This window comes from Cobetia sp. (genome assembly GCF_983723665.1).
Map to the genome: position 1 here is coordinate 1 of NZ_CFDJES010000070.1, position 12,776 is coordinate 12,776.

The following is a 12,776-nucleotide window of genomic DNA, read 5'->3' on the forward strand; positions in this document are numbered from 1 at the left end:
CCCTTGCCGATGATGACCAGATGCTTGCCGGACAGCTGCACCACGGGGCGGCCCATCAGGCAGAAGGTCGCGCTGCGTTGCCACTCGCCCGCGGCGATGTCGGTCTGGTATTCCGGCAGGCGGCCTGCCAGTGCCAGCAGCAGCATCCAGGTGTGCTGCGCCACCGAATGAGTGCCATAGGCATTGACGTTCATGACTCGAATGCCGCGTGCTTCGGCGGCCGCCATGTCGATATTGTTGGTGCCGGTCGCCATCACCGCGATCAGCTTGAGGGTCGGCAGCTCATCCATGTGGTGCGCCTCGATGCGTACCTTGTTGACCAGCACGATGGAGGCACCGCTCAGCCGTGGCACCACTTCCTCGGGCGCGGTCGCGTCATGACAGACCAATCCTTCCAGGCGGGCCTCGAGGCGCGAGAAGTCCAGCCCGTCACCGACGGAGCCGGCATCGAGCATGACGGCCTGCGGGGCGCTGGTGGACGAGGCGGGCTCGTACTGAGAGGAAGCGGGCGTGGAAGAATGAGAGGGAGACTGCGCAGTACGATCGTGATCGGACATAGGTGCCTCATGATGGCGTAGGAAGATAGATAGGAAGACAGAAAGGCTGGCCCGGAAATGACGAGTACGTAGCGTCTGGGCCGGTTTGTGCTTGGGTGTTGCCCCGCACGGGGCCGAGCACGCTATAATGTGCCCCTTTCGCTTTGACTTGAAAGCCGCTCAACTGGCCTTATTGTAGGCGTCTCTTGCTGGTGCTTGCGAAAGCTCTCATGTTGGGGCCGCAGGTGCGCTGAACGCAAGACGCGCCGCAAGGCATAACATTGTCATGGTTCACGGTGCTCAGACAGCCCCGTGACCAGTATTGTCAGGAAAGAAAACCATGCCGATCTATGAATACCACTGCAAGGCCTGTGGCCATCGGATGGACAAGTTGCAGAAGATCAGCGCTGCGCCGCTGACGGAGTGCCCGGAATGCAAGACGGACCAGCTCGAGAAGCTGGTCTCCGCCGCCGGGTTCCGTCTGGCAGGCAGTGGCTGGTACGAGACGGATTTCAAGTCCGGCAGCAAGAAGAATCTGGCCGGTGGTAGCGACAGCACCGCCTGACACAGCTGGGATAGTGCGTCAGGCATCAGCGTGATGAGGGTCAAGGGCGCCCAGCGGGTACCCTTGACCCTCATCGCCAACGGCAGGCCCTCTGAGACAGATGCGCATCAGCGCGTCGATCATGAATTTGAGCAACAAGGAATCAACATGCGCAGCCACTATTGCGGCAAACTGAACGAGACCCTGATCGATCAGGATGTCACTCTGTGCGGGTGGGTGCACCGCCGTCGCGACCACGGTGGCGTCATCTTCCTCGACATGCGCGACCGTGATGGCATCGCCCAGATCGTCGTCGATCCGGACACCGTCGATGCCTTCGCCACTGCCGACAAGGCGCGCAGCGAGTTCGTGCTGCGTATCAAGGGCCGTATCCGTCTGCGCCCGGAAGGCACCCAGAATCCGAACATGCCGACAGGCATGATCGAAGTGCTGGCCAAGGACGTCGAAGTGCTCAACACCGCACAGACGCCGCCGTTCCAGCTCGACGACCACAACAAGGTCGGTGAGGAAGTTCGCCTCAAGTATCGTTATGTCGACCTGCGTCGTCCCGACATGATCGAGAAGCTGCGTCTGCGCTCGCGTATCACTCACAGCGTGCGCGCCCAGCTCGAAGCCCTGGGCTTCCTCGACATCGAAACTCCGATCCTGACACGTGCCACGCCGGAAGGCGCACGTGACTATCTGGTGCCGAGCCGCACCTACGCCGGCAGCTTCTTCGCACTGCCGCAGTCTCCGCAGCTGTTCAAGCAGCTGCTGATGGTCGCCGGTGTCGATCGTTACTACCAGATCGCCAAATGCTTCCGTGATGAAGACCTGCGCGCTGACCGTCAGCCGGAGTTCACCCAGATCGACCTCGAAGCCAGCTTCGTCGACGAGCAGGACATCATGGGCATGACCGAGACCATGATCCGTGGCCTCTACAAGGAAGTGCTCGATGTCGAGCTGGGCGACTTCCCGACCATGCCGTACTCCGAGGCCATCAGCCGTTTCGGTTCCGACAAGCCGGACCTGCGTATCCCGCTGGAACTGGTCGATGTCGATGACCTGATGAGCGGCGTGGACTTCAAGGTCTTCTCCGGTCCGGCCAAGGACGACAAGGGCCGTGTCGCCGCACTGCGTGTGCCGGGCGGTGCCAGCCTGTCACGCAAGGAAATCGACGCCTACACCAAGTTCGTCGGCATCTACGGTGCCAAGGGCCTGGCGTGGATCAAGGTCAACGAACGTGCCAAGGGCGTCGAGGGTCTGCAGTCGCCGATCGTCAAGTTCATGGAAGACGTCGTGGATGAAGTGCTGGACCGCTGTGGCGCCGTCGATGGCGACATCGTGTTCTTCGGTGCTGACAAGGCCAACATCGTGGCCGAGGCCATCGGTGCGCTGCGCGTCAAGCTGGGTGAAGACCTCAACCTCTACACCCGCGAGTGGGCACCGCTGTGGGTCGTCGACTTCCCGATGTTCGAAGCCGATGCCAACGGCCGCCTGAGCGCGCTGCACCACCCGTTCACCGCGCCGTCCTGCACGCCGGAAGAGCTCAAGGCCAACCCGGAAGCGGCACTGTCTCGCGCCTACGACATGGTCATCAACGGCACCGAGCTGGGTGGCGGCTCCATCCGTATCCACGATCAGGCCATGCAGCGTACCGTGTTCGAGGTGCTGGGCATCGGTGAAGAAGAAGCGGAAGAGAAGTTCGGCTTCCTGCTCGACGCCCTGAAGTTCGGCGCGCCGCCCCATGGTGGTCTGGCCTTCGGTCTCGACCGTCTGGTGATGCTGATGACCGGCGCCAAGACCATTCGTGAAGTGATTGCCTTCCCGAAAACCCAGAGCGCCGGCTGCATGATGACCGACGCCCCGGGCGTGGTCAGCGGTGAGCAGCTCAAGGAGCTGAACATCCGTCTGCGTCAGAAGGTCAAGGTCGAAGACGAAAGCGGTCAGGCCTGATTCAGCGGCGCATGACCGAGAGAGTGACTGGTGGGGCCGTCTGGACTGATTCGATCAGACAAGGGCGGTCCCGCGGTGGCAGGTTTGCCCCTTTGGCCTGGTAGGCAAAGGGGCGAGCAAGCCCGACAAGGCGGTGCGAGACTGTTTGCTGGCGTTCACGTCAGGCAATGACAGTGTCGCACCGCCTTTTTTGTGGCATGGTGGCTGGTTATATACACAGTAAGAGCGATGGCGCGATGACGACAGCGAAGAGGCAAGGTGTGAGAAGCGAGGCGGCAGCATGATCATTCTTGGCATCGACCCGGGCTCACGTCTGACCGGGTATGGGGTATTGGATGTCTCTGCGGCTCAGCCTCGCTATGTGGACAGTGGCTGCATTCGCATGTCACAGGTCAGCCTGGATCAGCGCCTGGCGCAGATCTATGCCGGTATCAGCGAGGTGATCGCCCTGCATCGCCCCGCGGAATTCGCCATCGAGCAGGTCTTCATGTCCAAGAACGCCGATTCGGCGCTCAAGCTGGGCCAGGCGCGCGGAGCTGCCATCGTGTGTGCGGCCAATCACGGCTTGCCGGTGTTCGAATATGGGCCGCGGCAGATCAAGCAGGCCGTGACCGGTACCGGTGCCGCCGAGAAGTCTCAGGTGCAGCATATGGTCACGCATACGCTCAAGCTCTCCGCCACGCCGCAGGCCGATGCCGCCGATGCGCTGGCCATTGCCCTGACGCATTGTTTCGCGCGTCGACGCCTGACGCCCGGCAATGATCAGCTGGAAGCCTTGGGGCTGGGGAATACCAGTCGACGCAAGGGAACCCGCGTGCGGCGTAGCAGCAGCTGGCGAGACTTCGAGTCCGACGCCTGACATGCCGTTGAGCGACAAATGCGGTATTGTGCTCAATTAATAGCGATTTTTCAGTCACTTGTAGAGTGTCTGCCGAGCCTGGCAGCAGCCGATTGCGTGATGCGCCAAGCCGCGTGGCATCAGGCTTCGTGCCATCACCCAAGGTATGACTGTCAGAAAGATGCGACAAATTCGTCGTGACACTGGGACATGCCGCCTACGCTTCATCTTTGGTAGGCTTGCCCGCATTGTAACAATCCGTGCAGAGAATCGGGTCTGCGAGCAGCACGATCCCACCGAACACGTTCTCTGCCGAGCAAGGACAGCCGCAACATGATTGGACGCCTGACCGGGACATTGCTGGAAAAACAACCGCCGCAGCTGGTGCTTGACGTACAGGGTGTCGGTTATGAACTGGAAGCTTCGATGAACACCCTGTTGGGCTTGCCGGCCGTGGGCGAACATTGCCAGCTTTACACCCACCTGGTGGTGCGCGAAGACGCGCAGTTGCTGTATGGCTTCGGCAAGGAGCCCGAGCGTCGTCTGTTCCGTGAATTGATCAAGATCTCCGGTGTCGGTCCGCGACTGGCGCTGGCGATTCTGTCGGGAATGGAGCAGTCCGATTTCATTCGCTGTGTTCACGATGAAGATAGCCGGGCGCTGACACGTCTGCCGGGCGTCGGCAAGAAGACGGCGGATCGCCTGATCATCGAGATGCGTGATCGCCTCAAGCATTGGACGCTGCCGGCGGATGATGGGCTGGATGAAATGGCGCGTGCCTCCCAGCCGCAACCGCCGGTCACGCATCCTCTGGCGGATGCCGAAGCCGCGCTGGTGTCTCTGGGCTACAAGCCTGTCGAGGCGGCCAAGATGCTCTCCGGGCTCGAGACCGGCGCCTCCACGGAAGCGCTCATCAAGGCGGCGCTGGCGCGCAAGATGGCCAGCTGAAGCCCCGCCAGGGCAGCAAACATGCGCCCTATAGTTTCCGTGAAGGAAACGGCGCATCGTGATTGGATTTATTGACTAGGGGTTGGCAGGTTACTGGGGTAGAAAGTGCGCGCTTGAACGTAGATGCGCTAGATCGTTGCACCGCCCTGGCAAACCTTGCCACCTGCCACTGACGCACGTTCATGGCCCATGACCCGCGTCATGTGCGTGACCTGCGTCATCAGGAGTTGAGCAAGCATCATGATGGAGTCGGACCGACTGATCTCCGCGGCGACGCATGATCCGGAAGAGCGGATCGATCGCGCCAACCGGCCACGCACGCTGAGTGACTACATCGGACAGCCCATCGTCCGCGAGCAGATGGAAATCTTCATCAGTGCCGCGCGAGGACGAGGCGATAGTCTGGATCACACCCTGGTCTTCGGCCCGCCCGGCCTCGGCAAGACGACGCTGGCGCATATCATCGCCAGCGAGATGAGTGTCGATATCAAGTCGACCTCGGGGCCGGTGCTGGAGCGGGCAGGGGACCTGGCAGCGATGCTGACCAACCTGCAGGAAGGCGATGTCCTTTTCATCGACGAGATTCACCGCCTGTCACCGGCCGTCGAGGAAGTGCTCTATCCGGCGATGGAAGATTACCAGCTCGACATCATGATCGGTGAAGGCCCCGCGGCCCGCTCGATCAAGCTTGAGCTGCCACGATTCACCCTGGTCGGCGCGACGACGCGCGCGGGGCTGCTGACGGCGCCGCTGCGCGATCGCTTCGGCATCGTCCAGCGCCTCGAGTTCTACGATATCGAGTCACTCACCGACATCGTGGCGCGCAGTGCCAGGCTCTCCGGCATGGAAGTCGAGATGGAAGGGGCGCTGGAGATTGCGCGTCGTTCCCGCGGCACGCCGCGTATCGCCAATCGCCTGCTGCGCCGGGTGCGTGACTTCGCCGAAGTGCGCTCGGATGGTCGCTTGACGCTGGAAGTGGCCGACAAGGCGCTCAACATGCTCAATGTCGACAGCCACGGCCTGGATCACATGGACCGTCGACTGCTGTTGGCGATGATCGAGAAGTTCGATGGCGGGCCGGTCGGGGTCGATTCACTGGCGGCGGCCATCGGGGAAGAGCGCGATACCATCGAGGATGTGCTGGAGCCCTATCTGATTCAGCAGGGCTTCATGATGCGCACGGCGCGTGGGCGACTGGTTACACGCTCGGCCTATCTGCACTTCGGGATCACCCCACGTGAAGAGCAGGCGCGGCTGGGGCAGGAAGGAAATGACGCGTCATGACATCTGAAGGCGCAGGAAATACGTTGAAGGGTGAAGCTGCATGTTTTCACCACACTGTGCGCGTCTACATCGAGGATACTGATGCCGGTGGCATCGTCTACTACGTGAATTATCTGCGCTTCATGGAGCGCGCACGCAGTGAATGGTTGCGAGCGAAGGGCTTCACGCAGCAAGCCTTGCTTGAAAAAGGCATTCAGTTGGTAGTACACAGTGTAACAAATCGTTATCTTCGTCCTGCGCATCTGGATGACCTGCTGACCGTGACGGCAACGGCAAGCGCCTTGCGCGGTGCACGCTTGACGTTCACCCAGAAGGCGCTGCGCGGTGAGCAGATATTGAGCGAAGCGGAAGTCGTGATCGCTTGCGTCGATGCCACGACCTTGCGCCCCAGACGCTGGCCCGGGGAATTGCTTGCGGCTCTTGAGGTCTGAGATCACAAGGCGCAGATGAGGCCGCTGCCAGCCAGGTGCCGAGACGCCAGGCTGATGAACAGATTATTTATCGTGTCACTGATTGACGGTGGCACAGACTGAACCAAGTAAAGAGGGATTTCCGTGGAAGATTCGATGTCGATCATTTCGCTGTTCGTGAACGCCAGTCTGGTCGTTCAAGCAGTCATGTTGCTGTTGCTGGCAGCTTCCATTGCATCCTGGGTGGTGATCTTTCAGCGCGGGATGGCATTGTCCCGTGCCAAGCAGGCTTACGCGGCCTTTGAAAAGCGCTTCTGGTCCGGGGTCGACCTCAATCACCTCTATCGTGAATTGCCGACGGATGAAGAATCCACCCCGGGCGCCTCTGGCGTCTTCCGTGCCGGCTTCCGCGAGTACAGCCGCCTCAAGCCCAAGTCCAGCAATGCCGATGCGGTGATGGATGGTGTGCAACGCAGCATGCGCGTCACGCTGTCACGTGAAGAAGAGCGCCTCAACGTTCATCTCCCGTTCCTGGCCACGGTCAGCTCCGTCAGCCCCTATGTCGGCCTGTTCGGTACCGTGTGGGGCATCATGGGCTCCTTCCAGGCACTGGGTACGGCTCAACAGGCAACTCTGACCACCGTCGCCCCCTGGATTGCCGAAGCACTGGTCGCGACTGCCATGGGCCTGTTCGCGGCAATTCCGGCCGTCATCTTCTACAACCGTCTGGCCAGCCGTGCTGATCAGCTGCTGGGTCGCTATGAAGACTTCGCCGAAGAGCTTCACTCCATTCTGCATCGTAATCTGCACGGTCGTGGCAGCAACGACGCTTGAAGGGAGGCGAGTCAATGAAAGGACCGTATAGCAGAGGCCACAAGCGCAAGCTGTCCTCCGAGATCAATGTGGTGCCCTTCATCGACGTCATGTTGGTGTTGCTGGTCATCTTCATGATCACCGCGCCGATGATGACGCAGGGGGTTCAGGTCGAATTGCCCAAGGTCACCTCCAAGCCGATCGACAATCCCGATGATGTGACGCCATTGATCGTCTCGCTGGACGACAGCGGCAATTACTACATCGATCTGGGGTCGGATGAAGACAAGCGCACGCCGGTGGCACTGGATGAACTGGGCAGCAAGGTCGCATCCATCGTGGCCGAGAAGCCCAAGACGCCCGTGCTGGTAAAGGGTGCCAAAACGGCGCCCTACGGCGATGTCATGGGGTTGATGAGCACGTTGCAGGGTGCCGGTGTCCCCAATGTCGGGCTGATTTCAGAACCACCGACCGAGGGCTGATGGATGAGTCAGCCAGAGATAGAACAGCGGGTCGGGTTGGGATTGCCTGTGGTGCTGGCCGTTGGCCTGCACCTGGGCATCCTGATTCTGACTCTGGTGAGTTGGCCAGAATCCGAACCGGAAAAGACCAACACCACCATCGTCAACGCGACACTGGTCAGCACCGAGACCACGACCAATCAGGCCCAGCAGGCGAAGTCCAGCAAGGCGCGTGATGCGGCCGAAGAATCCGATCAGCGCCAGAGCGCCAAGGAAGAGGCGGCCAGAGAGGCAGAGCTTGCAGCGGAACAGCAGCGCAGCGCCGCCGAGGAAAAGGCGGCTGCCCAGAAGGCGCAACAACAAAAGGCGGCTGAGCAGGCCAAGGCGGCGGAGCAGTTGAAGGCTGAGCAGGCGGCGGCCGACAAGGCCAAGGCAGAAGCGGCCAGGCGTGCAGAGGAAGCCAAGGCGATTGCCCTTGATCGCAAGAAAGCCGAAGCGGAAAAGCAGGCCAAGGCCGATGCCTTGAAGAAGGCGGAAGCCGAGAAGGCTGCCAAGGCCAAGGCGGAAGCCGAAAAGGCCGCCAAGGAAAAAGCCGCAGAAGAAGCGCGCAAGAAAGCCGAAGCGGAGAAGGCGGCCAAGGCCAAGGCAGACGCTGAAGCCAAGAAAGCGGAAGCCGAAAAGGCAGCTAAGGCCAAGGCAGCAGCGGAGAAGGCCGAGAAGGAAAAGGCGGCCAAGGCGGCAGCTGACAAGGCCGCCAAGGAGAAGGCAGCCAAGGCCAAGGCGGCGGAAGAAGCGCGCAAGAAGGCGGCCGCTGAAGCCGCACGCCAGAAGGCACTTGCCGAGAAAGCGGCGCAGGCCTCTGCCGGCTCGCTGGATAGCCTGATAGACAATGAAAGCGACGCCATCAGCGGCGCCAAACAGGCCGCTCAGGCTGCCAACAGCTTCGAGAACCTGCTCAAGAAGTATGTCGGACAGAATTGGAATCGGCCCTCGGGCTCCGTTCCCGGTATGACGGTCACGCTGAGAGTGTCATTGTTGCCGACAGGCGAATTGGTAACGGCAGCGGTCAGCAAGAGCAGTGGTAACGCCGCCTTTGATCGCTCCGCGATTCAGGCGATCCAGAAAGCAGCGCCGTTTACCGAGATGCAGGACCTGCCGGCTGGTGCCAAGAGCCAGTTCCGAAACTTCAACCTGTACTTCAATCCAGAGGACCTGGGCCGATGAGACGATTGACCGCATGGATGATGGCAGCCGCCTTGCTGGCAGTGACCAGCCTGGCAAGAGCTGACCTGACCATCGAGATCACCAAGGGCAATGACAGCGCCACACCTATCGCTGTCGTGCCGTTCGAGAATCTGACCGGGGGAAGTCTGCCGCAGGACCTCGCACGCATCATCTCCGATGACCTGGCGCGCAGTGGCCAGTTCGACCCGATCAAGCGCGACAATCTGATTGCGTTGCCGGGCACGACGCAGGACGTCTTCGTCAATGACTGGAAGCGTCTGGGGGCCAGTTACCTCGTGGTGGGTCAGGTAAAGACGGCCAGCAATGGCGGTTATAGCATCCAGTATGAGCTGATGGATGTGCTGGGCAACAAGCGCATGCTTGGCGAAGTCATCACCGGAAGCAATGGTGAGCTGCGCGCGCGTGGCCATTATATGAGTGATGAAATATTTGAGGAAATCACTGGAATTCGCGGTGCTTTCTCGACAAAAATCGCATACATTACCGCCAATGGTGTTGGCGACAATATTCGTTTTGCCCTGTACGTGGCGGATTCAGATGGCCACAATAGTCAGGAGATTCTGGCGTCCGATGAGCCGATCATGTCACCGGCATGGTCGCCGGATGGCAAGAAGCTGGCCTATGTCAGTTTTGAAGCCGAACGTCCCGCTATCTATGTGCAGGAATTGGGCAGTGGTCGTCGTGCAAAACTGACAGGTTTCCGAGGCATCAATGGTGCCCCGGCCTGGTCGCCGGATGGACGTAAACTGGCAATGGCATTGTCAAAGGATGGCCAGCCGGAAATCTATGTGATGGATATTGCCAGCCGTCAGTTCCAGCGTCTAACCAACAATCCTGCGATCGATACCGAGCCGGATTGGTTGCCGGATGGCAGCGGTATGGTGTTCACCTCTGATCGTGCTGGCTCCCCACAGATCTATCGTCTTGATCTGTCCGGCGGCACGGAACGTGTGACATATACCGGCAATTACAACTCCCGCGGGCGCATCTCACCCGATGGAGAGAACCTGTTCATGATCAACCGCGCAGGCAACGGTTATCAGGTTGCCAAGCAAGATCTGAAGAGCGGTCGGGTTACCTCCCTGACCGATACTCAGTGGGATGAATCACCAAGTGTTGCGCCGAATGGCACTATGGTGATATATGCCACTCAGCAAGGAACCCGCGGGGTCCTGGGCCAGGTGTCGGCAGACGGAAGGGCACAATTCTCCCTGCCGTCAGCACAAGGCGACGTGCGTGAACCTGCGTGGTCGCCGTTCCTGAACTAAACCACTAGAATGCAACTGAGCCACCAAGAAAGGCTTGGCATTCGTACCCATTAGAGCAAGGAGTTTCACAATGCAGTTCACCCCGTATGCAAAAGGTCTGTTGGTTGCCCTGTCCCTGAGCGTCATGGCAGGTTGTTCCAGCAGCGGCGGCGCTCAGGACGGCGACATGGATTCAGCCAACAGCGGTGCGAACACTGCCGGCATGAACACTGGTGCCAACAGCAACGCCAACCAGATGAGCAACGCCACCATGCCTGACGTGCGTACCATCTACTTCGCCTTCAACAAGGACACCATCCGTCCTGAGTTCGAAAGCGTCCTGATGGGTCACGCTCAGTACCTGAAAGCCAACACCAGCGCCAATGTCGTTCTGGAAGGCCACGCTGATGAGCGCGGTACTCGTGAATACAACCTGGGTCTGGGCGAGCGTCGTGCCAAGTCTGTCGCACGCTTCCTGACTGTCCAGGGCGTGTCTCCGTCACAGATCGAGATCGTCTCCTACGGTGAAGAGCGTCCGGCAGTCCAGGGCCACGGCGAGTCTTCCTACGCCAAGAATCGTCGTGTGGTCTTCGACTACTAAGTACGGTTCATCTTCGCGATTCCCTGAGGAGGCGCGGAGACGCTAGAAACTTGTGTTGAGCTGGCCCGGGCAAGAGGCGTGTCCTTGAACCCCGGGCTTGCTTGCGCGATACCATGATGATTCGGCGGAGCCGACAGCATGAAACACAGCCTGAAAGGGTTGTTCGGTGCGGGAGCCTTGTTGCTCCCGTTGTCCGTTTTGGCCGCACCGACGGTCGAGGACCTCACTGGGCAATCAAACTCGCTCTATCAGCAGGCCAATACTCGTTTGAGTGGCGGCGGCACCCTGACCCTTCTCAATCAACTCGACGAACAGGCACAGGAAATTGCCCGACTTCGCGGCCGGATCGATGAGCTGGAATACCAGTTCAAGCGCCTGACCGAGATGTCGCAGCAACGCTACCTGGATCTGGAACAGCGGGTTTCTGGCGGCGCTTCCGCCGGGGAGAACGGTCAGGTTGTCGATTCACAGGCAGCAACGTCAGTCACTGGCGGCGCAAGTGCCGGTGGTGCAGCCAGCACCAATGGCGCCAGCAATGCCGACAGCGGTGCAGCTGCCCAGAAGGATTACGAGAATGCCTTCGCCAAGGTGCAGTCTCGCGACTTCGACGGTGCCATTGTCGCCTTTGAAGCCTTCGTGGTGGACCATGGGGATTCCAACCTCGCAGCCAATGCCCATTACTGGCTGGGCGAGCTGTATTCGGCCAAGAACCAGCTGGATGCTTCTGCCCAGGCCTTCGACACCGTGATCAGCGAATTCTCGCAATCCAGCAAGGTGCCGGATGCGATGTACAAGCTGGGTCTGGTCAAGGCGCGTCAAGGCAAGGCGCAGGAAAGTCGCTCCTTGCTCGAGAAGCTGGTCCAGCAGTATCCGGACAGCAAGGCTGGCACCATGGCCAAGGACTTCCTGTCCTCCGGCGCCTGAGTGCCCGTGGCCATTGGCCACCTGTATTCCCCAAAGCCCGCGCTTGGTATTCTACCAGGTGCGGGCTTTGTGTTATGCGGCCTCGGCGCCTCATGCCATCGGCAGGCAATCCGGGCGCGCTTCATGTGGCCGAGCAAGTAATAATGTCGGTGCGGAGACAGTGACTCTCATCGGCGGTTGACGACAGATCTGAGACAGGGATATCACCATGGCAGAGTGCAAGATCGACTATCAGGCCCCGGACGACATGCTGAAAGGGCGGATCATTCTGGTGACCGGGGCGGGGTCCGGCATTGGGCGTGAAGCGGCAGTCGAATATGCGCGTCATGGGGCGACGGTGATATTGCTGGGCAGAACCATTGCCAAGCTGGAAGAAGTCTACGACGAGATCGAGGCCTTGGGAGCACCGCAACCGGCCATCTATCCGCTCAACTTCGAAGGGGCATCGCTCAAGGATTATCAGCAGATGGCTGATACCCTGCACAGCGAGTTCGGTCGTCTGGATGGCCTGCTGCACAACGCGAGCCTGCTGGGCAAGATCACTCCATTCGAGCAGTATGATCCGGCGCTGTGGGAGCAGGTCATGCAGGTCAATATCAATGGCCCTATCTGGATGGTCCAGGCATTGCTGCCGTTGCTCAAGGCCTCGAAGGACGCCTCCGTCGTGCTGACAAGCTCCAGTGTCGGGCGCAAGGGGCGTGCCTTCTGGGGCGCCTACAGTGTCTCCAAGTTCGCTACGGAAGGCTTCTCGCAGATGCTGGCACAGGAACTGGAGAATACCAGCCAGGTGCGCGTCAATACGCTCAATCCCGGTGGGACGCGGACCCCGATGCGCAAGTCGGCGTTCCCGGCCGAAGACCCCGATACCTTGCGTACGCCCGCCGACATCATGCCGACCTATCTGTGGTTGATGGGGCCGGACAGTCGTGGTCATACCGGCGAGATGTTCGACGCCCAGCCGCCGAAAGT

14 protein-coding genes are annotated in these 12,776 nt (G+C 60.3%); 13 read left to right on the forward strand and 1 reads right to left on the reverse strand.

All coding sequences use genetic code 11. From position 1 onward, the window contains the following. A partial coding sequence (locus AC4FAH_RS08750; RefSeq protein ID WP_490245912.1) for a Rossmann-fold NAD(P)-binding domain-containing protein occupies window positions 1-557 on the reverse strand: 557 nt, incomplete at its 3' end. 319 nt (window positions 558-876) lie between these two features. Here AC4FAH_RS08750 and AC4FAH_RS08755 point away from each other — a divergent pair. The 13 genes from AC4FAH_RS08755 to AC4FAH_RS08815 form a co-directional block, all read left to right on the forward strand. Continuing rightward, the gene (locus AC4FAH_RS08755) at window positions 877-1,101 is read left to right on the forward strand and encodes an FmdB family zinc ribbon protein (protein WP_043333602.1); all 225 of its coding nucleotides are present in this window, start codon (window positions 877-879) and stop codon (window positions 1,099-1,101) included. Between the two features lie 147 nt (window positions 1,102-1,248). Then, window positions 1,249-3,036, forward strand: coding sequence for an aspartate--tRNA ligase (gene aspS, locus AC4FAH_RS08760; RefSeq protein ID WP_225348074.1), 1,788 nt, complete (start codon window positions 1,249-1,251; stop codon window positions 3,034-3,036). 280 nt (window positions 3,037-3,316) lie between these two features. After that, entirely contained in the window at window positions 3,317-3,895 is a 579-nt protein-coding gene (gene ruvC, locus AC4FAH_RS08765) for a crossover junction endodeoxyribonuclease RuvC (protein ID WP_213113798.1), read from the forward strand. Between the two features lie 312 nt (window positions 3,896-4,207). Next, window positions 4,208-4,822: a Holliday junction branch migration protein RuvA gene (gene ruvA, locus AC4FAH_RS08770; RefSeq protein ID WP_043333607.1), complete on the forward strand. Its 615-nt coding sequence runs from the start codon at window positions 4,208-4,210 to the stop codon at window positions 4,820-4,822. A gap of 240 nt (window positions 4,823-5,062) precedes the next feature. Beyond that, entirely contained in the window at window positions 5,063-6,106 is a 1,044-nt protein-coding gene (gene ruvB, locus AC4FAH_RS08775; protein ID WP_043333609.1) for a Holliday junction branch migration DNA helicase RuvB, read from the forward strand. Next, entirely contained in the window at window positions 6,103-6,537 is a 435-nt protein-coding gene (gene ybgC, locus AC4FAH_RS08780) for a tol-pal system-associated acyl-CoA thioesterase (RefSeq protein ID WP_213113797.1), read from the forward strand. The genes ruvB and ybgC overlap by 4 nt, the downstream gene beginning before the upstream one ends. A 135-nt stretch (window positions 6,538-6,672) precedes the next feature. Beyond that, on the forward strand, window positions 6,673-7,350 hold the full coding sequence (gene tolQ / locus AC4FAH_RS08785) for a protein TolQ (protein ID WP_107336548.1): 678 nt from the start codon (window positions 6,673-6,675) through the stop codon (window positions 7,348-7,350). 14 nt (window positions 7,351-7,364) lie between these two features. After that, window positions 7,365-7,811 carry a protein TolR gene (gene tolR / locus AC4FAH_RS08790; RefSeq protein ID WP_054556687.1) on the forward strand — a complete coding sequence of 149 codons (447 nt, stop codon included), beginning with the start codon at window positions 7,365-7,367 and terminating at the stop codon, window positions 7,809-7,811. Window positions 7,812-7,814: 3 nt separating this feature from the next. Continuing rightward, window positions 7,815-9,014: a cell envelope integrity protein TolA gene (gene tolA / locus AC4FAH_RS08795; RefSeq protein ID WP_213113796.1), complete on the forward strand. Its 1,200-nt coding sequence runs from the start codon at window positions 7,815-7,817 to the stop codon at window positions 9,012-9,014. Further along, on the forward strand, window positions 9,011-10,303 hold the full coding sequence (tolB, locus tag AC4FAH_RS08800; RefSeq protein ID WP_107334808.1) for a Tol-Pal system beta propeller repeat protein TolB: 1,293 nt from the start codon (window positions 9,011-9,013) through the stop codon (window positions 10,301-10,303). Before tolA ends, tolB begins: the two co-directional genes overlap by 4 nt. Before the next feature lie 70 nt (window positions 10,304-10,373). After that, the gene (pal, locus tag AC4FAH_RS08805; protein ID WP_054556684.1) at window positions 10,374-10,883 is read left to right on the forward strand and encodes a peptidoglycan-associated lipoprotein Pal; all 510 of its coding nucleotides are present in this window, start codon (window positions 10,374-10,376) and stop codon (window positions 10,881-10,883) included. Between the two features lie 138 nt (window positions 10,884-11,021). Continuing rightward, entirely contained in the window at window positions 11,022-11,807 is a 786-nt protein-coding gene (gene ybgF / locus AC4FAH_RS08810) for a tol-pal system protein YbgF (RefSeq protein ID WP_286989176.1), read from the forward strand. A 208-nt stretch (window positions 11,808-12,015) separates the two neighbouring features. Continuing rightward, the coding region (locus AC4FAH_RS08815) for a YciK family oxidoreductase (RefSeq protein WP_054556682.1) at window positions 12,016-12,776 on the forward strand (761 nt) is incomplete at its 3' end.